The following is a 21,835-nucleotide window of genomic DNA, read 5'->3' as shown; positions in this document are numbered from 1 at the left end:
AGCTGGGTAGCTACGTGTGGAAAGGATAAGTGCTGAAAGCATCTAAGCATGAAGCCCCCCTCAAGATGAGACTTCCCATCATTTTAAATGAGTAAGATCCCTCAGAGACGATGAGGTTAATAGGTTTGAGGTGGAAGCGTGGCGACACGTGGAGCTGACAAATACTAATCGATCGAGGACTTAACTAACTTCTTTTGATGTCTAATTTGCTCTTATTTAGTTTTTAAGGTACAAATCCTAATTGAAAGACATTAAAGGAAGTTCGCTTAAAAGCGTCCACGTCCTGGGACTCCAATTACTCGTCCCACCGAAAATCATTTGTGGACAACACCGAACGACCTACATCGTGTAGGCCTGGTAGTGATGGCGGAGAGGTCACACCTGTTCCCATACCGAACACAGAAGTTAAGCTCTCCAGCGCCGATGGTAGTTGGGGGTTCCCCCTGCGAGAGTAGGATGCCGCCAGGCAATGCTGAAAGACAGGATATGATAAAAAAATCATATCCTGTCTTCTTTTTTATATAAAATAGTTATAAAAACCTTCATTCTTTAACGTTAAAACAAACGTTTGACCTATCATACAAAATTTTATTATTATCCTTTACATTCGACATTTCCCGGGTAATAGTGATAATTATTGCATGAGCGAATCGTTAAATTTAGGCAATAAATGGACTTTACTAATACTAAATGTTACAGGATGACAAATTAAAATTGAAAAGGCACTTCTTTTGGAATTCCGTATAGAATTACCAAAGATATGAATATAAGGTTTATCTTATTAATGAAGAAAACCAAGTATAAAATTCATTCTTACTAGCTTCTCTCACATCCTATTTTTATCGCATGTTAACTGGCTGCAAGGCCCTCACTTCAAGAATTTGAGGAGAATACAGAATTGTAAGTGGGGAACAGACAGCCAGTAAAAGCTAGATTCGTTCAACTAACAATCATTGTGAAGGTAAGGTAACTCCCACTGATTGAAATTTCATTTTAGCAGATAGGAAAGTATAAAATCTTTCCCGTCTGGGACTCCGATTACTCGTCCCACCGTAAAGATTTGCATAAGTGCAACTAAGTCATTCGCCCAAAGGCTTGGCGAATGCCGAGTTTTCAAATCTAGATGGTTAATGTAAATCCCTACTTAAAAGAAATCCACAAAACTATCATTCCTTATTGTTGTTACTTCATCAATACAATGAAGTGTTTGGGATTGTTTAAAAATAATGTAGATTGGTACCTATCACAAACACTTGATTTTCATTAAATCACGTTTATGTTGCTATTATTTATCCTTTTTAAGTAGAAGTTATTTCCGTATTATAGCTAAACAAAAAGACATGGAAAGTACTATCTCCATGTCTTTTGTGCGGATAGGAAGGTAAACTCCCCGCCTTAGTTTTCTGATACTAACTATTTTGTTCCACTTTTTCTTTCTTATCCTTTTCAAATAGAACAAGTAGAGCTGGTAATAGTACGCCACGAACTAGGAATGTATCCATTAAAATACCAACTGCCACTATAAAACCAAATACAAACAACATTTGGACCGGCTGGGTCATTAATACTGCAAACGTTGCTGCTAATATAATCCCAGCTGAAGAAATGACGCCACCAGTTTTTGCTACAGATATATTTACTGCCTCTTTTAATGTATGACTTTTATGTTCTTCTATAAACCGAGAAACAAGCATGATATTATAATCTATTCCAAGGGCAACTAAAAATATAAAAGCATAGACAGGAACTCTGTTCGAGATGGTCTCAATCCCAAATAATAATTGGGTTAAGAATGTTCCTAATCCTAATGCTGCAATGAAGGAAATTAGTATGGTTCCCATCATATAAATTGGCATTTTTACCGACCTAGTTAGGAAGATAAGCATGATAAAGATTAAAACAGTTTCCATTATGACAATTACTATTAAGTCACGATTATTATAGGAACGATCATCTACTGAGCTTGCCGTTTCTCCAGCAAAATAAAGATTACCAGATAAATTACTATTCCCGATAATAGTGGTTGAGTTATTTTGGATTGATTCCAAAGCATCCATTGCAGCTTCAGAATATGGATTTTTCTCAAAAGTCATGCTATAAGTAATAGCCAGTTTGTTTTCCGAAATTTGACCTATACGAACATTTTCAACTAGTGGTTGTTCCTTGAGAGCGTTCATTAAATCGGTTCGCTGTTCTTCAGTAGTAGGAATTTCTGATTCAAATAGTATAGTTGTTTCTGCCAAATCACCCGGATGGAATTGATCCGCTAAAGTTTCATAGCCAATTCTTGATGGCATATCTTCAGGAAATGATTTCAATAAATCATACTCATATTGAATGTTGAAGATATTACTTGCTGACCCGAGCAATACAATACATATAAGAACAACAGAAAGAATTGGTTTATCAGTGACAAAACGTCCAACTTTACTCCAAATTGAGTTAGATTTGATCTTCTCCTCCCCTACATGTGGAATAATAGGCCAAAATGACTTTCTGCCAAATAGTGTAAATAGTGCAGGGACTAAAGTTATTGATGCTAGCATGATGATAATTAGTGCGGTTCCAAATATAGGTGCAAAGTTCTTATAATCACCAAGTACAGCAAAAATAAGAATAATCATTGCCGCAAATATGGTGCCACCGGAATAAAAAACAGGAGTACCTGTTCCCCTCATTGCGGTTTTCATTGCCTCAAATTTACTATCATAAGTTTTTAATTCCTCACGATAACGTGAAAAGACAAACAGGGAATAATCCGTTACCGCAGCAAAAAGTAGGATTGTCATGATTGAAACGGATTGCATACTCATTATTAATCCTGCTTTTCCAAAGAGGCCTAAAATCTGTGATGTTACTTGATAGACGAAGCCCACTGCAAGTAAAGGAATCAAAGCTAGTAATGGTGAACGATAAATTACGACTAATAGTACTAAGACAATTCCTACAGTGGCAAGTATTAATACAACGTCAGCTCGTTTAAATAAATCTGTAGTATCTACGGCTATTCCAGCTGGTCCAGTGATGTGTAAGTTTAGATTCGTACTTTCTTTTACTACGTTTTCCACTTTTATTAACGATTCTTTTATATCCGAAGTATCCATATTTGAACGAAAGCTAATTGGCAAAATTGCAACAGATTTACTTTCAGAGAAAAAACCTTCCGTAGCTTGTGGGGGGAGCTTATCTATCGGTATTACTGCTTCTAAACCATTTATATTAGTTGAATCCAAACTGTTGGTTATACTAGCAAGATCTTCTGTTTTTATTTCACCATCGCTAGATTCCAACACCAATATTGCAGGTAAGTTATTAGATGATGGAAAATAAGATTCAATCTTTTTACTAGCAATAACTGAATGGGCATCCTCAGGAAGTGTGTCTACGCTAGAAACTTGATAGTCACTTGAACTAGGTGCAAAGATGGACAGAAGAATAGTTACCACTAACCATGTCGTAATGGTGATCCACATTCCTTTATTGGTTGATACTCGGTCTGTAATCTTTGTTAATAATTTTTTCATATCGAATTCCTTTCTTAAAGTGACACCTGTGTCACTTTATTGTTTAGAATAACACTTATGTCATTAAGTATTATCCAAAGTGACATAAGTGTCAACTATTTTTGTTGAACGTTCCATATTGAATAATTTCTTTTATGGAACTTGTCCATTCTTCTTTAGGAACATTAAAATGATTAGGTATTGCTACAGATTGAAAGATAAATCCTAAAATTGCTCCATTTTGTAAGGAGGGTTTAATGATATTATTTTCCTTACCTGATTGAATGAAGTCTGCTAAAAGGCTATACATGGAGAGGTGAAGTTCTTTCAATTTATCTAAATTGGCTTGCACCTTCTTATTTCCTTCACTTTGTATTTGTGCTCTCATTCCTATAATCTTCTGTATGCTACTATCTTTGAAAATGATATATAGTAAAAAATCAAACTGCTCCTCAAAACTATGATATGTATTGATATTTTGGAGCTCGGTTAGAAATTGATTCATTTCATAAACCATATATTCAGTGACTAACTCTTCCTTATTATCAAAGTACTTATAGATAGATCCCCTAGATATATCTAATTTCTCAGCCAAAATACTAAATGTGAAGCCGTTGTATCCAGTATCTACAAGGGTTTCTTTTGTTACCTGGTATAAATCAATCATTGTGAACTTGCGCTTTCGTGCCATTCTAGTCACCTCTTGTGTATTATAATGGAAATATTAGAGATGTTCCTTTAACATTTCTACAAAAAGTTTTTTGAATTTAATTCGGTCCTCTTCTGTAAAGGGTTTTGGGCCTTTAGTTCGTTTTCCACTTTTACGTGCCATAGCGCTTAGATATCTAGTTTGAAGAAGTTGATCAATATTGTCATTGTTATATTTGAACCCTTTATGATGTAATACATAACAACCTTTACCTAAACTAAGGGAAGCAAGTCCATAGTCTTGAGTGATAATAATATCTCCCTGCTTTGCAAGCTTCATAATTCGATAATCGGCAGAGTCTGCTCCAGTGTCCACATAAATAGTTTCTACGCCATCGGGTTGCCGTTCATTCGAATAATGTGAGAAACTAGTAACAAGTATGACAGGGAAATCGAGTTTTCTACCTTCAGAAATGATAATATCTTTTACTGGACAAGCATCAGCATCAACGTAAATTTTCATTTGTTTCTCTCCTATTGCTAATTGTGTTTATTATTATCTTAGCATGTTTATGATGAATACAAAATTTCTATCGAATGATAGTGAAATTCTACAATTAATGGTTAAAATCTTTTAAAATATGGAATAAAGAGAGGTTATATGAAATGACTAATGTAAAAATTAATGATATGACACTTCATGTAGAGAACCTAACTAAAGATATTATACAAAAAGATGATAAGGAAGTTTTATTGATTTCCTTTGAATTTCAAGTGAAAAGTGAAGACTATCATGAGATTACTACACTTCTTTACAAAAATGATTTTCAAGTGGAAATTCCAGATGAAAAGTTAGATTTCCATGCTGTCATTTATAACTATTCAACATCGATTACGAATTTATATGAAGAAAATAATGTAGGGGAATTTAGGCTAAAGTTAATAGAAAATGTTTAAAATGGTCGGGAGTTGTATACTAGTGGAAAAGAAAATGGTTGTCATTGTAAAAGGTCTAATTATCAATAATGGGAAAATCCTACTTCTCAAACGATCTCCACACAATAAGTTTGGCGGTGGAGAATGGGAGTTAGCTGGAGGAAAGCTACAAGTTGGCGAAGAATTAGAAGAATCACTCATACGAGAAATAGAAGAGGAAACTAGCTTAAAAGTCACTCCTGGGGAAATTTTATATGCTACTACCATCAACGATGACCCCGATAGGCAATTAGTTTTCATACATTATCTATGTAGTGCTGATCATAATTTAGTTGTTCTGTCTGATGAACATACCGATTTCTATTGGGCTAATCAAGATAATACTAAAAAATTACTACGTCAAAATATACTTCAGGATTTCGAGAAAAATCATATATTTAATAAAGGTTATATACAATGAAAATAACTTCTTCTACCATATTAAAACTTTATACTATATAATGGAATGAATTAAATAATCTTATTATTTAAATTCAAAGGGGGATACTTTTATATGTCTACTAAACCACGTAAAGTCTTAGATAGAATAAAACCATACTCTCCTGGAAAACCAATCTGGGAATTACAAGAAGAGTTGGGATTGGAAAAAGTTATAAAACTAGCTTCTAATGAGAATCCATTAGGACCGTCACCTAAAGGTGTGGCGGCAATATCAGCGGGGTTAGCAGAACTAAATCGTTACCCGGATGCGGATACTGCTGCATTAAAAGAAGCAATTGCAGAAAAAGTAGATGTTACTAAACAACAAGTTATTGTTACAAATGGTGCGGATGAATTGATCACATTAATGTCAGAAGCCTTCTTAGAGGAAGGAGATGAAATCGTGGTGCCATCCCCATCATTTAGTGAATATGATTTTGGTGCTGATTTAATGGGAGCTACCGTTGTTCCAGTTCCGTTTGATGAAGGATTTCAGTTTAACGTTCAAAAGATGGTAGATGCCATAACAGATAAGACAAAATTACTTTATATTTGTTCTCCCAATAATCCTACGGGTACATATTTATCTAAAACTGATTTTGAAATTTTATTAAATGCAGTACCGGAAAGGGTATTAGTAGTTTTTGATGGTGCATACAGTCATTATGCAACGGCTAAGGATTATACGGATGGGATTGAATTTGTAAAGGCTGGCAAGAATGTTCTAGTGTTACAAACTTTCTCTAAAATTTATGGTTTAGCTGGATTACGTGTTGGGTTTGGTGTTGCTCCTGAAGAAATCATTCAAACTATATTAAAAGTAAAAGAACCATTTAATGTAAACAGTATAGGACAAGCAGCAGCTAAGGCCGCTATTTTAGACGAGGAGCATGTGAGTGCTTCTAAAGAGGCGAACACTTCTGCTGCAAAAGAGCTTTATCAGGCATTTTCCGAGCTCGGCTTAAATTACGTAGAAACCATGAGTAATTTTATCCTACTACAATTGGGACCAGACGCTGAAAGATTATACAATGAACTCTTAGCTAGGGGTGTCATTGTACGCTACGGAAAAATTTGGGGACTGCCAGAGTATGTTCGTGTGACGATTGGAACAAAAGAGGAGAATGAATTTTTCCTTAATGCTTTGAAAGATGTCTTAAATTAATTGATTTAAACCTGAGTAACAAGTGGTTACTCGGGTTTTTTACTATTAGAACGGGTATACTTTAAATGATAAATTATGACAAAGGATGAAAATATGAAACCAATTGAATTAAAAGTGAAAAGTAGTTATATCGATCAATTTCAAAAGGGATTTCCATTAATAAATAAGGATACTATTATTAACTCAGAAGATATTCAAAAGGAAGGGTCTATTATTCACTTAGTGGAGCCAAATGGGAAATTTATTGCTAAAGGTTATTATGGAAAGCAGAACAAAGGTTTAGGTTGGGTATTATCATATAAACAAAATGAAAGCATAGACTTTTCTTTTTTCAAACGGAAGATTTCGAATGCAATGGATAAAAGAAAAGAATTCTTCCGGGACGAAAATACGAATGCATTCCGTATTTTTAACGGAGAAGGAGATGGAATCGGTGGTATTACGATCGATTATTATGACGGCTATTATGTTATTAATTGGTATAGTGAGGGTGCCTACTTTTTTAAAAACACGGTTATTGAAGTCTTAGATGATATTGGGGAATATAAGGCTATTTATGAGAAGAAACGTTTTGATACAAAAGGCAAATATATTGATGATGATGATTTTGTAAAAGGGGAACGTGGGGAGTTTCCAATTATTGTGAAAGAAAATGGGATGCAATACGCCGTATATCTAAATGATGGTGCGATGGTAGGTATATTCCTTGATCAACGTAATGTAAGGAAGGCTATTCGTGATAAATACGCCAAAGGAAAAAGCGTGCTAAATACATTTTCTTATACAGGGGCTTTTTCCGTGGCAGCTAATCTAGGAGGAGCTAGAAAAACAACGAGCGTAGATTTGGCAAAGCGTAGTAAGGGTAAGACAATTGAACAATTTAGTGTGAATGGAATTGACTTCGAAGCACAAGACATCATTGTGATGGATGTATTTGATTACTTTAAATATGCAAACCGAAAGAATCTGACATTTGATTTGGTTATTTTAGATCCACCGAGTTTTGCTCGTTCCAAAAAGAGGACGTTTAGCACAGCGAAAGATTACCCATCCTTAATAAAAGATACGATTTCGATTACGGAAAAGGAAGGAATCATTGTTGCATCCACGAACAATGCCTCCTTTAGTATGAAGAAATTCAAAGGATTTATAGATAAAGGATTTAAGGATAGTAGAACAAAATATAAGATTTTAGAAGAATTTAGTTTACCAAGCGATTTCCAATATAATCAGAACTTCCCACAAGGAAATTATTTAAAGGTCGTTATCTTGAAAAAGTTATAAATGAGAAAGTCGTAACAATATTTTGTTACGGCTTCTTAGGATTTCCATTTTATTTTAGGAACAAAATTCATAACGGTTCCTAATCGGGAAAATATAATTCATAAAATGATATAAAAAGTATTGTATATTTATTCCATATGATGCATAATAATTCATACATAGATTAATTTTAGGGGGAAATCCTTGTGATGATTAAGGACAATCAAATAACATTTAATAATGCTAAATTGCATGGACGTGACTTTTTAACTCTTGCTGACTATACAAAGGACGAAATTAATTATTTGTTAGATTTAGCTGAGTATTTAAAAGACCAACGAAAAAAGGGAATTACCTTTGAACCTTTAAAAGGGAAAACATTAGGAATGATCTTTGAGAAATCATCTACAAGAACCCGGGTTTCTTTTGAAGCCGGCATTTATCAACTTGGTGGAATAGGGATTTTTCTTTCCTCTAAAGATATCCAAATCGGAAGAGGGGAAACGATTGCTGACACCGCTCAGGTTTTATCTGGATACTTAGATGGAATTATGATCCGTACATTTTCTCAAGAATCAGTAAAAGAATTGGCTAAATATGCGAGTATCCCTATTATTAATGGGCTAACAGATACATACCATCCGTGCCAAGTTCTTGCTGATTTACAGACCGTTAAAGAAGTAAAAGGTGCACTTCATGGCGTAAAAATGGTATACATTGGTGACGGTGGTAATAATATGGCACATTCCCTTATGATTGGTGCAGCTTTAATGGGGATGGAGTTAATTGTTGTCGCACCAAAAGGTTATCAGCCTGACCCTACCATTGTAGCCAAAGCGCAAGACATAGCGAAATCACATGGCGCTATGATAAGTGTCATGGAAAATCCAAAGGAAGCAATAGCTAATGCTGATGTTGTTTATACAGATGTATGGGCAAGTATGGGGCAAGAAGCAGAACAAGCTAAACGCGAAATAGCCTTCAAAGGATATCAAGTAAATGAACAACTTTTATCTTTAGCTAAATCGGATGTCTCCTTTATGCATTGCTTACCGGCACACCGTGAAGAAGAGGTTTCTGCAGGAGTTATCGATGGAAAACACTCTGTTGTTTTCCAACAAGCAGAGAATCGTTTACATGCACAAAAAGCATTAATGACAGCATTAATGAGTTAAAAACAAAAATGAGCTCTCAGAAGGGCTCATTTTTTCTTAACCAAAAATTTGGCCACCATTTACATGTTGAACTTGACCAGTAACAAATCTTGAATCATCTGAAGCAAGGTACACAAAGGCTGGAGCGAGTTCAAATGGCTGCCCTTGACGATCCATAGGGTTACCTGCAAGTGTTACTTGATCAGCAGAAAAGCTAGATGGTATTAAAGGGGTCCAAATCCGTCCAGGAGCAATAGCATTCACGCGTATACCTTTTCCTACTAAATTTCTTGCCAATGCCCGTGTAAACCCAACAATAGCCCCTTTCGTTGCAGTGTAATCGATAAGTTGATCATTTCCATCGAATGCAACGACAGAGGTAGTGTTAATGATGGAACTTCCTGCTTTTAAGTATTTAAGAGCTTCTCTTGTTGTATAAAAGTGGGAATATACATTAACTTTAAATGTATCATCAAATTGTTCATCCGTAATATCTAATAAACTTAGTTGTTGGAATTGAATCCCGACATGATTACAAAGTATATCAAGTTTGCCAAATGCTTTAATTGTCTTATGAATAATTTGAACGCATTGTTGTTTTTCTCGAAGATCCCCAGGTAGTGTAAGACAGCGTTGTCCCAACTCTTCAATTCTACTCTTGGTTCGCTTGGCATCTTCATGTTCGTTTAAATAAGAAATCGCAATATCTGCTCCTTCTTTAGCAAAAGCAATGGCTGCAGCTGCTCCTATTCCACTATCACCACCAGTAATAAGAGCTACTTTATTCTTTAATTTCCCAGTCCCTTTATAATTCGGATTTTCTACAATTGGTTGTGGGATCATTAGACTTTCTACTCCAGGTTGGAAGTATTGTCGTTGTTCAGGTACTGTAATGGCAACATCTTCATACTTAGTGATTTTTCCGTAATTAGGATACATAGGATAGTCTTGATTACTTGTTTCATTTTTGGACATTGTTTTTCCTCCTATATTCAAAAAGTAAGAAAGTATAAAAATTTAGCTTATTAAATTTTGTCATAAGGAAGGCCACGTCCAGCTTCAGCGCTAAAGCCGTAGCGAGACTACCTTCACCTCCGTACGTCGCTGAACGGGCGCTTGCACTTTTGGTTCAACGTTAGATTAATTTATGATTATTGGGCTGTAATTGTGCTTGGATGGTAAGGTACGTGCTCATTTAGTGGAATTTCGAATACGATGCATAAGAGGGGAATGAATAGTAGGAGGAATTTCATGAAGTATTATTATAATCCAGAGGTTAAGTATTTGTTAATGACAAAATCGGATAAAAAAGTAGAGTTATATTATAATGGAAATCAAAAACCGTTTGAATTACCTAAAATAGGCAAAAGGCCACCATATTTCTATAATCCAAGATATGAAGCTTATTATCCTGTTATTTAAATAAAAGTGACAAGAATTGCTCTTGTCACTTTTAAACTTATAATTTAACAATGGTTCTCCCACGAGCCTCTCCTTTTAATAGAGTTGGTAAAACGTCGGGGAGCTGTTGTAAGGTGATTTCCTGCTGCACAAGGAAATCTAAATGGTTTAGTTTGAAATCAGATGCTAGGCGGTTCCAAATCTCTACACGTGTTACCATTGGACAAAATACAGAATCAATCCCAAGAAGGTTGACTCCACGAAGAATAAAAGGAAATACTGTTGTTGGAACTTTGTTACCAGCGGTTAGACCACTTACTGCGACTGAACCTCCATATTGAATGTTACTTAGAATAGAAGCTAGAACTTCACCACCGACTGGGTCTACAGCAGCTGCCCATCTTTGTTTTCCAAGTGAACTGATTTTGCCATCATACACTTCTTCTCGTGATAGAATAGAGGATGCGCCAAGTTCCTTTACGTATTCATGCTCGGTGTCTTTTCCAGTACTAGCTTCTACTTCAAAGCCTAGTTTTGCTAGAATTGCAGTGGCGAAACTACCAACACCACCCGTAGCGCCCGTTACGAGAACTTTTCCATCTTCTTGTTTTAAATCATTATCTAACAATCGTTGAACAGATAAAGCCGCAGTAAAACCAGCTGTTCCAATGATCATTGCTTCTTTTAGACTCAGCTCATCTGGTAGGGGGACAATCCATTCCGATGGGATTCTTGCGTATTGACTGTACCCACCAAAGTGTGATACCCCAATTTCATAACTTGTTGCGATGACCTTATCGCCATCTTTAAAACGAGGATCATCTGAGGAAACTACTACACCAGCTAAATCGATACCTGGTATAAATGGATAGGATTTTACAATATTTCCATTTGGAATAGTAGCCAAGCTATCTTTGTAATTTACACCTGAATAGTGAACTTGTATCAGAACGTCTCCTTTGGGTAAATCATCTGTTGTTAATTTTTTTATTTCTGTCAAAAGTTTATCTTCTTGTTTATCAACAATTAGTGCTTCAAACGATTGTTTCATCATAAAAACCCCTTTCTATAATATAAATAAACTATTCTAGTTATATTTTAATATGAATGTAATTCTAGAATCACCTAAAATGAAAAAAGAGGAAAAACAATAATATATGTTTTTCCTCCTTGCCTATTATTTAAAAGAAACCAGTAATCCGTCTGTGCAGATGTTCAAAGCTTTAACGTTATAATCAGGCAATATTTTTTGTAATGATTTAGCGATATTTGAACCTTGTCCAGTAGGTGCAAAGGAAATCATAGTTGGACCAGCACCACTTAATATCGTGCCATAAGCGCCTAGTTCTGTTGCTTCTTCCCGTATTTTATCGTAATTTGGAATAAGTTCTTTTCTATATGGTTCATGGAATAAATCTCTTTCCATCATACGTCCTGCAAGTTTATAGTCACCTTGTAATAAGGATGCTACTACAAGATTACCAATTCCACTAGCTTTTACAGCAGTTTTAATTGGGTACACATCCGGAAGAACCTTTCTGGAAGCTTCCGTTTTTAATTTCACATTTGGAATATATACGACCGTATCCAACTCTAAATTAGGAAAGTCAATATGGACAATTTCCTCACCAAAATCAGTAGATATGACTAATCCACCAAATAGGGCAGGTGCTATATTATCGGGATGGCCTTCGATTTCTGTACCATAACGTAACTTATCGTCATTAGTTAGATTTAACTGACAAACTTGATTGGCAATTTCAATACCAGCTAATATGGCAGAAGCACTACTTCCAAGCCCACTTGCTAAAGGAATCACACTTAATTCTGTTACCTTACATGGGGGAAGTGTTTTACTATGACGATCTGCTATCTGTTTTGCAATCTTATATATGAAGTGGTCTTCATAATGAATATTTGAATCGGTAGGGGAGTACGGTATAAACCTCCACTGGTCCGATTCGTCAACTTGCAATGTCAAATAAAGATTTACCGCTAGTCCTATCGAGTCAAATCCTGGTCCTACGTTTGCAGATGTTGCCGGGACAGAGATTTGAAATGACTTCATAGTCCCACCACAGATTCTATATATTCTTTCACGGCTTTCTCGTCGTTTGGTAAAGATACTGGGTTAATTTCCATTTGGTCAATGGCTGTTTGTGGATCTTTTAGACCGTTACCAGTTAGAACACTAACCACCTTGCTTCCTTTAGCAATGGTACCTTCTTCTACCTGTTGTAGAACACCGGCAATGGAAGCACATGATCCTGGTTCAGCAAAAACGCCTTCTGATTTAGCAATAAGTTTAAATGCTTTTAAGATTTCTTCATCTGTAACAGATCCAATCATCCCGTTAGATTCATCTCTTGCGTTTACAGCTAAATCCCAGCTTGCTGGGTTACCGATACGAATAGCTGTTGCAACTGTTTCTGGCTGATCAATTACCTTGTTATTCACGATAGCCGCAGCACCTTCCGCTTCGAATCCAAACATTTTAGGAAGTCCTGTTTGTCTTTTATCATTGTATTCTTTGAAGCCTTTCCAGTACGCACTGATATTACCAGCATTACCAACTGGAATTGCTAGAATATCAGGTGCAGAACCTAATGTATCGCAAATTTCAAATGCAGCAGTTTTCTGTCCTTCTAAACGATATGGGTTAACCGAATTAACTAGTGTAATTGGCGAAGTTTTGCTAATTTCACGAACCATTTTTAATGCCTCATCAAAGTTTCCATCGATTTCAACAATTTCCGCCCCGTACATTACGGCTTGGGCAAGCTTACCAAGTGCTACTTTTCCTTTAGGAATAACGATAATTGCTCGGATACCAGCTCTTGCTGCGTATGCAGCGGCAGCAGCAGAAGTATTCCCGGTAGAAGCGCAAATGATAGATTGGCTTCCTTCTTCTATTGCTTTAGCTACAGCCATAACCATTCCTCGGTCTTTGAAAGAACCTGTTGGGTTAAGTCCTTCATATTTTCCATACAGTTCAATTCCCAATTGCTCTGATAAGTTAGCAAAGTGAATCAATGGTGTATTTCCTTCATGTAATGTAAGTTTAGGTGTCTTTTCTGTCACAGGTAAAAATTCTCTGTATTCGTGTAGTAAACCTTGCCAACTCATTTTTCAGCATCTCCTTCAACTTTGTAATAACTCTTTGTTTCAATTACAGCATCAAGGTCTTTTAATTGATTTAATGCAGTCTGGAAGTTTTCTAATGATGTTTGGTGTGTAACAACAATAATTTCTGCATTTTCATGTTTTTTAATTGGGTTTTGTAAAATTCGTTTGAAACTAATATTTAAATCATTAAATAATGCAGATATACGTGAAAATACTCCTACTTCATCTTTTACATGTAATCTTACATAATACTGTCCAAAACGTTTACTAGCTGTTTTTAGCTGTTTGTCAAAATGGGGTTCAAGATGTTGGGAACCCGTAACGCCTAACAACATGTTTTTGATAACGGTAACTACATCGGACGTGATGGCAGTAGCTGTAGGAAGACTTCCGGCACCCGGACCGTAAAACATTGTTTCGCCGACCGCATCTCCATAAACATAAACCGCGTTAAACTCATCATTTACACTTGCTAGTGGATGACTTTTAGCGAGCAATGTTGGTTGAACATCTACTTCTATCTCACCATCTTTAAAATCGGCATTACCAATTAATTTCATCGTATATCCTAATTTATCGGCATATTTTAAGTCATCTAAAGAAATATTAGATATTCCCTTTACTTTAACATCATCTAAATCAACATCCATGGAAAAAGCTAAACGTGCCAAAATCGCCATTTTTCGCGCTGCATCTAGACCTTCTACATCAGCGGTTGGATCTGCTTCAGCAAAACCAAGTTCTTGGGCTTGTTGAAGAGCAACATCGTAGCTTGATCCTTCTTGATCCATCTTCGTTAGGATGTAGTTAGTTGTTCCGTTAACAATCCCCATTATTTTAGTTATACGGTCGGAGGAAAGCCCTTCTGTAATTCCTCTTAATATCGGAATACCACCCGCAACACTAGCTTCGTAATAAAAGTCGCATTTGTTTTTACGTGCAGCCTCTTGTAATTCTGGACCGTGCAATGCTACTAGGTCCTTATTTGCACTGACAACATGTTTCTTTGCGGAAAATGCCTTTAATATATATTCACGGGTTTGGTCAATTCCACCCATAACTTCAACGATAATATCAATCTCTGGATCATTTAATACATCATCAGGGTTAGTAGTAAGAAACGTCCCATCTAAACTAACATCACGTTGTTTGTCCAAACTACGAACTAACGCGCTTTTCACTTGTACGTCCGATCCTAATTGATGAACAAGTTTCTCTTGATGATCTTTAATTATTTTAATTACTCCGGTTCCAACTACACCTAAACCTAATAAACCAATAGATACTTTATTCCCCACAGAATCACCTCATATATTTCATAAAAATTATATATTTAATACATTGTACCCTTGATAAGAGGTATATAGCAACAATGAATTTTTAAAATTCATAGATATTATAAAAATCCTAAAAGTGTCACTTTCAATGAACTTTTTAAACATCACCTAAAAGCGAACCAATTTTATATAGGAGGAATAAATTAACTATATAGGTAAAGCGTGGAGGTGAAGGAATGAATGATGCTTTTATTGGATTAGTTTTCTTATTATGTTTACTAATTGGATTCGGATTAGGCATTTTATTTCGTTCTATAGAAATAGGTGGAGTAATAGGTCTTAGTTCCGGTTTATTACTCATTTTATTATTTCGTAAAAGAAATAATAAAATATAGATATGTGGTTGGTCGAAGGATAAAATGAAGTTAGTGCAAAAATTTATTATAGAAAAAGCGTGAAAAGCTCATCAAAGGCTTCTCACGCTTTTGCTCTTATTTTGTTTTTTCTTGAATAAAGTTAACTACTTCTTCCGCTGTTCCCATGGATAGCAACTCTTCTTTATAAGATGCGATTTCTTCTTTAGATAAACCAAGGATTTGAGTTCGTGCAGGAAGAATGGATGTTGCACTCATTGAAAATTCATCTAATCCTAATCCAAGTAAAATTGGAATTGCGATTGGATCTCCCGCCATTTCACCGCACATGCCAGCCCATTTGCCTTCACTGTGTGCTGCTTCGATTACATTGTTAACAAGGTTCAAAATAGCTGGATGGTATGGTTGATATAAGTAAGAAACACGCTCGTTCATACGGTCAGCAGCCATTGTATACTGTATTAAGTCATTTGTACCAACACTGAAGAAATCTACTTCTTTAGCAAATTGTTTCGCTATTACTGCGGTGGAAGGAATTTCTACCATGATTCCAACCTCGATGGAATCAGAAACATTAATACCTTCTTTAAGAAGTGCTTCTTTTTCATCCAGTAAAATTGCCTTAGCTTGACGGAATTCTTCAATCGTAGCAATCATTGGGAACATAATTTTTAAGTTACCATAAACACTAGCGCGCAGTAATGCACGGAGTTGAGGACGGAATACGTCTTCGTTCTCCAGGCAGAAACGAATGGCACGGAATCCTAAGAATGGGTTTAATTCTTTTGGTAAATCGAGATAATCTAGTTCCTTATCCCCGCCAACGTCTAATGTACGAACAACAACTGGTTTATCACCCATCTGTTCTAGTACAGACTTGTAAGCTTCAAATTGTTCGTCTTCAGATGGTAGTTCGCTTTTACCCATATAAAGAAATTCTGTACGGTAAAGTCCAACACCTTCACCACCATTATTAAGAACACCTTCTACGTCATTTGGTGTACCAATGTTTGCTACTAGTTCAACATGTGAACCGTCTTTTGTTATGGTTGGCTCATTTTTTAGTTTAGCCCATTGTTCTTGTTGTTTTGCATAAGCTTCTTGTTTCTCGCGATAGGTTACTAACTCTTCTTCAGATGGGTTAACAATCACATTTCCGTCCAAACCGTCAATGATTACCATTTCATCTTGTTTTGCAATTTCTGTAATGTTTTTCGTACCTACAACTGCTGGAATTTCTAAAGATCTTGCCATGATAGCAGAGTGTGATGTACGTCCACCGATGTCTGTTGCGAAACCTTTTACAAATTCACGATTTAATTGTGCAGTGTCTGATGGTGTTAAATCATTTGCAATGACAATCACTTCTTCGTCAATTAATGCAGGGTTTGGAAAGGTAACGTTTAATAGATGTGCCATCACGCGTTCGGTTACATCTTTAATGTCTGCTGCACGTTCACGCATGTATTCATTATCCATGTTTTTAAACATGTCAATAAACATATTTGCTACTTCATCTAGAGCTTGTTCCGCAAGTACAAGATCTGAAGTAATTTTATCTTTCATTGGATTAATTAGTTCAGGATCACTTAAAACTAGTAGATGAGCTGAGAAAATCTCTGCATGCTCCTCACCTAATTGTTGTAATGTATGAGCTTTAATTTTTTCAAGTTCTTGCTTGGAAATTTCTAAAGCATCTTCCAAACGTTGTATTTGTTCCTCAGGATTATCTATTTTTTTCTTTTCGAAAGTTAAATCCGGTGTTTCTAAACGATATGCTTTTGCGATTGCAATTCCTTGAGATGCTGCAATTCCTTGAATCATGTATATCTACTCCTATTTAAATTGTATTATAATCATCATTCATTTTCCGCCAAAAACGGCAAAAATTCTTCTTGCTCCTTACAGCAATCTATAATACTATAATGTTTCTAAAAATAACAAGTATAAAAACTATCTTACTTAATCACAAAGCGTTTTTTTACTTTCCTTTTAAATTTAAATTAAATTGTAATGTTTTAAACCTTGTTCAATTCCGTTATTCATATTCGTTTCAGTAACATAGGATGCTTTTTCTTTTAATGCATCTCTTGCATTTCCCATAGCAATACCGTAATCCACTAATTCAAACATTTCGATATCATTAAGTCCATCACCGAAAGCATAAGTAGGTAATCCGCCGATTTTTAGAGTTTCCAAGAAAGTTTTTATTCCTGCAGCTTTAGAACCGCCTTTTGGAATGACATCCATACTGGCTGGGCCATTTCGAATAAATGAAAGCTCGGGAAACGCCGCTTTATATTCTTTATCTCCTATTTCAGATAAAACTAAGACCATGTTAATCTTTTCATCCTCGTACAAGCTCCCATTTATGTTCGGAACTGCTTCATGAATTAATTCATAAGCCTTTCTTGCCGTATCGTTATGGCCTGTAATTCCAATCTTTTCGGCATTATAAAATGCTACATGCTCATTTCTAGAAAGAGCCATATCTTTTAGTCTTTTTAAAATTTCAACATCCATTGTTTTTTCAAAAACTTCTTTGCCACGGTAAATACCACTTTGGCCATTCATGGAAATGATAGATGAAATCCCTGTCTTTTCCATAATGTGCCTAACCTCAAAAACAGTTCTACCAGTAGCGATAATAGGTTCATAATCATTTTTTTCTAAATCATCGATTACCTTAATGACGTTGGGATCGACATCAGATTTATTATTTAAAAGTGTTCCATCTAAATCAAAAAAAACAAAACCCTTCACAATATCTACCTACCCTTTTTCACCTAATTTTTTTCTTACGTCAACCTAAAATGTATACAAAGTCTAGCATAATTTCAAATAAATTCGAATTTGAAATTTTTTTATTGACAAGATTCGACAATAGTACTAAAATTGTAAACAGTTTCAAGTTGCTCATATGTTATACCTATTGCTCATATGTGCAGGATTGAAATGAATAGAAAAATTAGTGGAGGGGAAAATGAACTGGGAAGAAGAGAGATTGCTTTATCGTATTGCAAAACTCTATTATGAAGAGGGTTACACCCAAGCTAAGATTTCTAAAGAGTTAGGAATTTATAGAACAACAATTGGAAGGATGTTGAAGAGAGCTCAAGATAAAGGAATTGTAAAAATACAAATACAAAGTAGCTCCGATGCATTATTTGACCTGGAAGATAAAATTGCAAAACATTTTGGGATGAAAGAAGTCGTCGTAGTCCCTTCCTATACTGAACAAAGTAATCAGGATACAAACAAAAGCATTGGGGAAGCATGTGGTTCGCTTTTAGACCGAGTTATACTTGATGATGATATTATCGGGGTAACATGGGGCAAAACATTGGGAAGCATGATTCACCAACTAGATGAATTAAAACCTAAAAATGTAGAATGCGTACCATTGGTAGGAGGTCCCGGTGGAATGAAGTCGGATTATCATGTAAACGCCATCGCTCTTAGGTTATCTAGTGCGCTGAATGGAAGTTCCCATTTTATTAATGCGGCAGCTGTTTATAATTCAATAGAAACCGCAAAGGAAATTCTACAGTCAACCTTTATGACAGATATACTTGATTATTGGGATGATTTAACAGTTGCCCTTGTAGGTATTGGTGCGCAAATAAGTTCTTCTAATATGGTTTGGTCAGGATTTCTTGGCGATTATGACCAATTAGAATTAATGGAACATGATGCAATTGGTGAAATCTGCTCTCGTTTTTATACGAAAAAAGGGGAAGTGATACAATCCTCTATTTCAGAGAGAACGATAGCTATTCCATTGGAAAAACTAAAAGATTTACGCTATTCCATTGGAGTTGCATATTCAAAAGAAAAAGTTGAAGCAATAATAGGAGCAATGAATGGAAAGCTCATTAATACCCTGATAACAAATGAAGAGACAGCATTGGAAATATGTGAATCCATTTAATTCAGGTATTGGAGGTTATGAAGTGTGGAAATTTTAATAATTATGGGTGGAATAATGGCCGCCTGGATATTACAAACAATATTGGGTACCGGACAAATTAAAAACTTCAATACCCATTATACTGAATTAAGGCAAAAGGGACGTGTATCCATTGGTAGATCGAAGGGGATATTTCGAACCGGTGTTGTACTTTTAATGGGGATTGATAAGAGAAATAGAATTCATACTGCAAAAAAAATGCAAGGTATGACCATCTTTGCTAAATTTAAAGACTTCAGTATTTTAGAAGGACAATATTTATTAAATGTTGATCCAGAAATTTATAATAAAATGGATCGTTTTACAAAAAAAGCATATGACGATGCGGTTCTTATTTATAGAAAAGTGGAAAAAGGTGAAGATATTCCACAACCCAAAAGTCCTTTTGGTAAGTTAATTTCAGGGTTTAGTAATAAATAATTTATTTAAATAATCTTTTTTAAAACAGGAGGGAAATAACAAAATGGATTTTTTAGTTAGTGCAGCAGAAGGCTTCATTGGTTTATTTGAACGTGGAGCAGAAACATTTATGGGATTTGTAACCGATATTATTCCATTAATTATTGTTTTAATGGTTGCGATGAACGCAATTGTAGCTTTTGTTGGGGAGGATAAAGTTAATAAATTGGCAATGGCCTCTTCTAAAAATGTTTTCTTAAGATATCTTGTATTACCTTTCGTAGGTACATTCTTCTTATTAAACCCTATGACATTGTCTTTAGGTCGGTTCTTACCTGAGAAATACAAACCAGGATATTATGCAGCATCAAGTTACTCATGTCACTCGATGAATGGTTTGTTCCCACACGTTAACCCAGGTGAATTATTCGTATTCTTAGGGGTAGCAGCGGGGATTACACAGTTAGGTTTATCAACTGGAGACTTAGCTCTTCGTTATTTATTAGTCGGTATTGTAACGAATATGTTTAGAGGTTGGATTACAGACCTTTGTGTAACGTATATGGAGAAAAAACAAGGTATTAAATTAGCTACAACTTTAGACCAAGGAAAGGGGGAATAATCAATGGGAAAATATAAAGATCTTAAAGTAACTAAAGGTAATGGTGGCTTTGGTGGACCATTAATTATTCCTGTTAATGAGAAAAAGAATAAAATTGTTAATATTACTGGTGGTACGATTTCACCAGTTGCAGAAAAGTTTGCGGAATTAAGTGGCGCCGAATTAGTGGACGGTTTTAAGACAAGCGTTCCGGAAGATGAAATGGCAGCTGTTGTTATTGATTGTGGTGGTACATTACGTGCAGGTCTATACCCTAAAAAGCGTATCCCTACTATGAATGTTATGGCTACTGGGAAAAGTGGCCCTATGAGAGATTTTATAACTGAAGATATTTATGTATCTGCTGTTAAACCAGAAAATATTTCAGTAGTGGAAGAATCTGCGACCGTGCCTGAAGCTAATGAAAAGAACGAAAATGTAGAAAAAGCAGAAGAAGTAAAAGAAGCTGCTGTTGAAAGTAATAAATATGATAGTTCAAAGAAAATTAGTGAACAACGTAACGGTGGATTGATTGCTAAAGTTGGACAGATCATGGGTGGTTTTATGGCTGTGCTTTATCAAGCAGGTCGTGACGCTATTGATACTGTAATTAAAACGATTTTACCATTTATGGCTTTCGTTGCTATGTTAATTGGTATCATTTTAGAGTCTGGTATTGGTGATGTAGTTGCAAATGTGTTAACTCCGCTTGGTGGAAGTATCTGGGGACTGTTAATTCTTTCTGCAATAGTTTCATTCCCACTATTCTCTCCATTCTTAGGACCAGGGGCTGTTATTGCACAAGTTATTGGTACTCTAATTGGTGTAGAAATCGGACGAGGAAATATTCCTCCACAATTTGCTTTACCAGCTTTATTTGCGATTAACGCTCAAGCAGCTGCAGACTTTGTCCCAGTTGGTTTAGGATTAGCAGAAGCAAAACCTGAAACAGTTGAAGTTGGTGTACCGGCAGTACTTTATGGAAGGTTCTTAACAGGTGCTCCAACAGTATTTATTGCCTGGTTGGCAAGCTTTGGTATGTATCAATCATAATAGGACTTTTTGAACAACCTCTAACGGTGAAGAATAAAGGAGTGTAAGGAAATGGCTGAAATTATTTATACAACGGAAATTACTAAACTAGGCGATTCTGTAGGTGAATTTTTAGAACAAGGTATGTTAATTACATTTAAAGATAATGCGCCAGCAGAGTTAGCGGAATATTGTATTCTTCATTCTGAAAATAATCTACGTCAAGATATTCAAGTAGGAGATACTTTAACAATCGGAGAAGAAAGTTATAAAATTACAGCAGTTGGTGACGCTGTAAACAAAAATTTATCTTCCTTAGGACATATTACTTTACGCTTCGATGGTTCAACAGAAGCAGAATTACCAGGAACTTTATGTCTAGAAGATAAAAGCCTTAATGAACTTCACGTAGGTGACAAAATTAAAATAGAAAGATAAGAAGTCGTCGTTTTAACGACTTCTTTCCTTATTATATATATAGATAAAAACGTAAACAGATAGGAGTA

22 protein-coding genes and 2 rRNA genes are annotated in these 21,835 nt (G+C 35.5%); 14 read left to right on the top strand and 10 right to left on the bottom strand.

Annotation, left to right across the window (positions count from 1 at the left end):
• Both A9178_RS14115 and rrf read left to right on the top strand, forming a co-directional pair.
• Positions 1-188, top strand: a 23S ribosomal RNA gene (locus A9178_RS14115); the annotation flags it as partial.
• Between the two features lie 165 nt (positions 189-353).
• Positions 354-468: ribosomal RNA gene (rrf, locus tag A9178_RS14110) — 5S ribosomal RNA — on the top strand.
• A gap of 941 nt (positions 469-1,409) precedes the next feature.
• Here the strand turns inward: rrf and A9178_RS14105 are convergent.
• The 3 genes from A9178_RS14105 to A9178_RS14095 all read right to left on the bottom strand — a co-directional run bounded on the left by A9178_RS14105 (position 1,410) and on the right by A9178_RS14095 (position 4,674).
• The gene (locus A9178_RS14105) at positions 1,410-3,524 is read right to left on the bottom strand and encodes an MMPL family transporter (RefSeq protein ID WP_068676363.1); all 2,115 of its coding nucleotides are present in this window, start codon (positions 3,522-3,524) and stop codon (positions 1,410-1,412) included.
• Between the two features lie 91 nt (positions 3,525-3,615).
• Complete coding sequence (locus tag A9178_RS14100; RefSeq protein WP_068676361.1) at positions 3,616-4,194, bottom strand: TetR/AcrR family transcriptional regulator; 579 nt, start codon at positions 4,192-4,194, stop codon at positions 3,616-3,618.
• A gap of 33 nt (positions 4,195-4,227) precedes the next feature.
• Positions 4,228-4,674 carry a YaiI/YqxD family protein gene (locus A9178_RS14095; RefSeq protein WP_068676359.1) on the bottom strand — a complete coding sequence of 149 codons (447 nt, stop codon included), beginning with the start codon at positions 4,672-4,674 and terminating at the stop codon, positions 4,228-4,230.
• A 143-nt stretch (positions 4,675-4,817) separates the two neighbouring features.
• Between A9178_RS14095 and A9178_RS14090 the strand changes: the two genes are divergently transcribed.
• From A9178_RS14090 to argF, 5 genes are all read left to right on the top strand, one after another.
• Positions 4,818-5,108 carry a DUF3219 family protein gene (locus A9178_RS14090; RefSeq protein ID WP_082918206.1) on the top strand — a complete coding sequence of 97 codons (291 nt, stop codon included), beginning with the start codon at positions 4,818-4,820 and terminating at the stop codon, positions 5,106-5,108.
• A gap of 22 nt (positions 5,109-5,130) precedes the next feature.
• Complete coding sequence (locus A9178_RS14085) at positions 5,131-5,547, top strand: NUDIX hydrolase (RefSeq protein WP_082918208.1); 417 nt, start codon at positions 5,131-5,133, stop codon at positions 5,545-5,547.
• Between the two features lie 93 nt (positions 5,548-5,640).
• Positions 5,641-6,732, top strand: coding sequence for a histidinol-phosphate transaminase (gene hisC, locus A9178_RS14080; RefSeq protein ID WP_068676357.1), 1,092 nt, complete (start codon positions 5,641-5,643; stop codon positions 6,730-6,732).
• A 93-nt stretch (positions 6,733-6,825) separates the two neighbouring features.
• Positions 6,826-8,016, top strand: a complete 1,191-nt coding sequence (locus A9178_RS14075; RefSeq protein ID WP_068676355.1) for a class I SAM-dependent rRNA methyltransferase — start codon at positions 6,826-6,828, stop codon at positions 8,014-8,016.
• Positions 8,017-8,204: 188 nt separating this feature from the next.
• Positions 8,205-9,170 (top strand): ornithine carbamoyltransferase, encoded by a 966-nt coding sequence (argF, locus tag A9178_RS14070; protein WP_068676384.1) that lies wholly within the window; start codon positions 8,205-8,207, stop codon positions 9,168-9,170.
• Positions 9,171-9,206: 36 nt separating this feature from the next.
• Here argF and A9178_RS14065 read toward each other — a convergent pair whose 3' ends face one another.
• The gene (locus A9178_RS14065; RefSeq protein ID WP_068676353.1) at positions 9,207-10,124 is read right to left on the bottom strand and encodes an SDR family oxidoreductase; all 918 of its coding nucleotides are present in this window, start codon (positions 10,122-10,124) and stop codon (positions 9,207-9,209) included.
• A 276-nt stretch (positions 10,125-10,400) separates the two neighbouring features.
• Between A9178_RS14065 and A9178_RS19210 the strand changes: the two genes are divergently transcribed.
• Positions 10,401-10,571, top strand: coding sequence for a hypothetical protein (locus A9178_RS19210; protein WP_197482202.1), 171 nt, complete (start codon positions 10,401-10,403; stop codon positions 10,569-10,571).
• A gap of 37 nt (positions 10,572-10,608) precedes the next feature.
• On the opposite strand, the gene A9178_RS14060 is transcribed toward A9178_RS19210, so the two are convergent.
• The 4 genes from A9178_RS14060 to A9178_RS14045 all read right to left on the bottom strand — a co-directional run bounded on the left by A9178_RS14060 (position 10,609) and on the right by A9178_RS14045 (position 14,974).
• Positions 10,609-11,601 carry an NADPH:quinone oxidoreductase family protein gene (locus A9178_RS14060; RefSeq protein ID WP_068676351.1) on the bottom strand — a complete coding sequence of 331 codons (993 nt, stop codon included), beginning with the start codon at positions 11,599-11,601 and terminating at the stop codon, positions 10,609-10,611.
• Between the two features lie 126 nt (positions 11,602-11,727).
• Entirely contained in the window at positions 11,728-12,618 is an 891-nt protein-coding gene (gene thrB / locus A9178_RS14055) for a homoserine kinase (RefSeq protein ID WP_068676349.1), read from the bottom strand.
• Complete coding sequence (gene thrC, locus A9178_RS14050; RefSeq protein ID WP_068676347.1) at positions 12,615-13,676, bottom strand: threonine synthase; 1,062 nt, start codon at positions 13,674-13,676, stop codon at positions 12,615-12,617. The genes thrB and thrC overlap by 4 nt, the downstream gene beginning before the upstream one ends.
• Positions 13,673-14,974 (bottom strand): homoserine dehydrogenase, encoded by a 1,302-nt coding sequence (locus A9178_RS14045; RefSeq protein WP_068676345.1) that lies wholly within the window; start codon positions 14,972-14,974, stop codon positions 13,673-13,675. The genes thrC and A9178_RS14045 overlap by 4 nt, the downstream gene beginning before the upstream one ends.
• A gap of 215 nt (positions 14,975-15,189) precedes the next feature.
• Here A9178_RS14045 and A9178_RS19205 point away from each other — a divergent pair, with 215 nt between their 5' ends.
• Positions 15,190-15,348 (top strand): hypothetical protein, encoded by a 159-nt coding sequence (locus A9178_RS19205; RefSeq protein ID WP_197482201.1) that lies wholly within the window; start codon positions 15,190-15,192, stop codon positions 15,346-15,348.
• A 96-nt stretch (positions 15,349-15,444) separates the two neighbouring features.
• On the opposite strand, the gene ptsP is transcribed toward A9178_RS19205, so the two are convergent.
• Both ptsP and A9178_RS14035 read right to left on the bottom strand, forming a co-directional pair.
• Positions 15,445-17,151, bottom strand: coding sequence for a phosphoenolpyruvate--protein phosphotransferase (gene ptsP / locus A9178_RS14040; RefSeq protein WP_068676343.1), 1,707 nt, complete (start codon positions 17,149-17,151; stop codon positions 15,445-15,447).
• Between the two features lie 174 nt (positions 17,152-17,325).
• On the bottom strand, positions 17,326-18,090 hold the full coding sequence (locus A9178_RS14035) for a Cof-type HAD-IIB family hydrolase (protein WP_068676341.1): 765 nt from the start codon (positions 18,088-18,090) through the stop codon (positions 17,326-17,328).
• A 220-nt stretch (positions 18,091-18,310) separates the two neighbouring features.
• Here A9178_RS14035 and A9178_RS14030 point away from each other — a divergent pair, with 220 nt between their 5' ends.
• Genes A9178_RS14030 through A9178_RS14010 form a run of 5 tightly spaced genes read left to right on the top strand, consistent with a single transcriptional unit; the run spans position 18,311 to position 21,767 of the window.
• Complete coding sequence (locus tag A9178_RS14030; protein WP_068676338.1) at positions 18,311-19,258, top strand: sugar-binding transcriptional regulator; 948 nt, start codon at positions 18,311-18,313, stop codon at positions 19,256-19,258.
• Positions 19,259-19,282: 24 nt separating this feature from the next.
• A complete protein-coding gene (locus tag A9178_RS14025) occupies positions 19,283-19,717 on the top strand; it encodes a transcriptional regulator GutM (protein ID WP_082918204.1) in 435 nt (144 codons plus the stop codon).
• 43 nt (positions 19,718-19,760) lie between these two features.
• Positions 19,761-20,318, top strand: a complete 558-nt coding sequence (srlA, locus tag A9178_RS14020; RefSeq protein ID WP_068676336.1) for a PTS glucitol/sorbitol transporter subunit IIC — start codon at positions 19,761-19,763, stop codon at positions 20,316-20,318.
• A 3-nt stretch (positions 20,319-20,321) separates the two neighbouring features.
• Positions 20,322-21,350, top strand: coding sequence for a PTS glucitol/sorbitol transporter subunit IIB (gene srlE / locus A9178_RS14015; protein WP_068676334.1), 1,029 nt, complete (start codon positions 20,322-20,324; stop codon positions 21,348-21,350).
• A 51-nt stretch (positions 21,351-21,401) separates the two neighbouring features.
• Positions 21,402-21,767 carry a PTS glucitol/sorbitol transporter subunit IIA gene (locus tag A9178_RS14010; RefSeq protein ID WP_068676332.1) on the top strand — a complete coding sequence of 122 codons (366 nt, stop codon included), beginning with the start codon at positions 21,402-21,404 and terminating at the stop codon, positions 21,765-21,767.
• The last annotated feature ends 68 nt before the right edge of the window (positions 21,768-21,835 follow it).

Origin of the sequence: Oceanobacillus sp. Castelsardo (assembly GCF_001659985.1) — a bacterium.
In the GTDB taxonomy this organism is placed as follows: Bacteria; Bacillota; Bacilli; order Bacillales; family Amphibacillaceae; genus Oceanobacillus.
The sequence above is the reverse complement of the archived record's forward strand: the minus strand, read 5'-3'. Positions and strand labels throughout refer to the sequence as shown.

What these genes read in the sequence shown, in the direction of transcription:
- A9178_RS14105 (WP_068676363.1), bottom strand. Translation starts at nt 3,524, where the DNA reads ATGAAAAAATTATTAACAAAGATTACAGACCGAGTATCAACCAATAAA.
- A9178_RS14100 (WP_068676361.1), bottom strand. Translation starts at nt 4,194, where the DNA reads ATGGCACGAAAGCGCAAGTTCACAATGATTGATTTATACCAGGTAACA.
- A9178_RS14095 (WP_068676359.1), bottom strand. Translation starts at nt 4,674, where the DNA reads ATGAAAATTTACGTTGATGCTGATGCTTGTCCAGTAAAAGATATTATC.
- A9178_RS14090 (WP_082918206.1), top strand. Translation starts at nt 4,818, where the DNA reads ATGACTAATGTAAAAATTAATGATATGACACTTCATGTAGAGAACCTA.
- hisC (WP_068676357.1), top strand. Translation starts at nt 5,641, where the DNA reads ATGTCTACTAAACCACGTAAAGTCTTAGATAGAATAAAACCATACTCT.
- A9178_RS14075 (WP_068676355.1), top strand. Translation starts at nt 6,826, where the DNA reads ATGAAACCAATTGAATTAAAAGTGAAAAGTAGTTATATCGATCAATTT.
- argF (WP_068676384.1), top strand. Translation starts at nt 8,205, where the DNA reads ATGATTAAGGACAATCAAATAACATTTAATAATGCTAAATTGCATGGA.
- A9178_RS14065 (WP_068676353.1), bottom strand. Translation starts at nt 10,124, where the DNA reads ATGTCCAAAAATGAAACAAGTAATCAAGACTATCCTATGTATCCTAAT.
- A9178_RS19210 (WP_197482202.1), top strand. Translation starts at nt 10,401, where the DNA reads ATGAAGTATTATTATAATCCAGAGGTTAAGTATTTGTTAATGACAAAA.
- A9178_RS14060 (WP_068676351.1), bottom strand. Translation starts at nt 11,601, where the DNA reads ATGAAACAATCGTTTGAAGCACTAATTGTTGATAAACAAGAAGATAAA.
- thrB (WP_068676349.1), bottom strand. Translation starts at nt 12,618, where the DNA reads ATGAAGTCATTTCAAATCTCTGTCCCGGCAACATCTGCAAACGTAGGA.
- thrC (WP_068676347.1), bottom strand. Translation starts at nt 13,676, where the DNA reads ATGAGTTGGCAAGGTTTACTACACGAATACAGAGAATTTTTACCTGTG.
- A9178_RS19205 (WP_197482201.1), top strand. Translation starts at nt 15,190, where the DNA reads ATGAATGATGCTTTTATTGGATTAGTTTTCTTATTATGTTTACTAATT.
- ptsP (WP_068676343.1), bottom strand. Translation starts at nt 17,151, where the DNA reads ATGATTCAAGGAATTGCAGCATCTCAAGGAATTGCAATCGCAAAAGCA.
- A9178_RS14030 (WP_068676338.1), top strand. Translation starts at nt 18,311, where the DNA reads ATGAACTGGGAAGAAGAGAGATTGCTTTATCGTATTGCAAAACTCTAT.
- srlA (WP_068676336.1), top strand. Translation starts at nt 19,761, where the DNA reads ATGGATTTTTTAGTTAGTGCAGCAGAAGGCTTCATTGGTTTATTTGAA.
- srlE (WP_068676334.1), top strand. Translation starts at nt 20,322, where the DNA reads ATGGGAAAATATAAAGATCTTAAAGTAACTAAAGGTAATGGTGGCTTT.
- A9178_RS14010 (WP_068676332.1), top strand. Translation starts at nt 21,402, where the DNA reads ATGGCTGAAATTATTTATACAACGGAAATTACTAAACTAGGCGATTCT.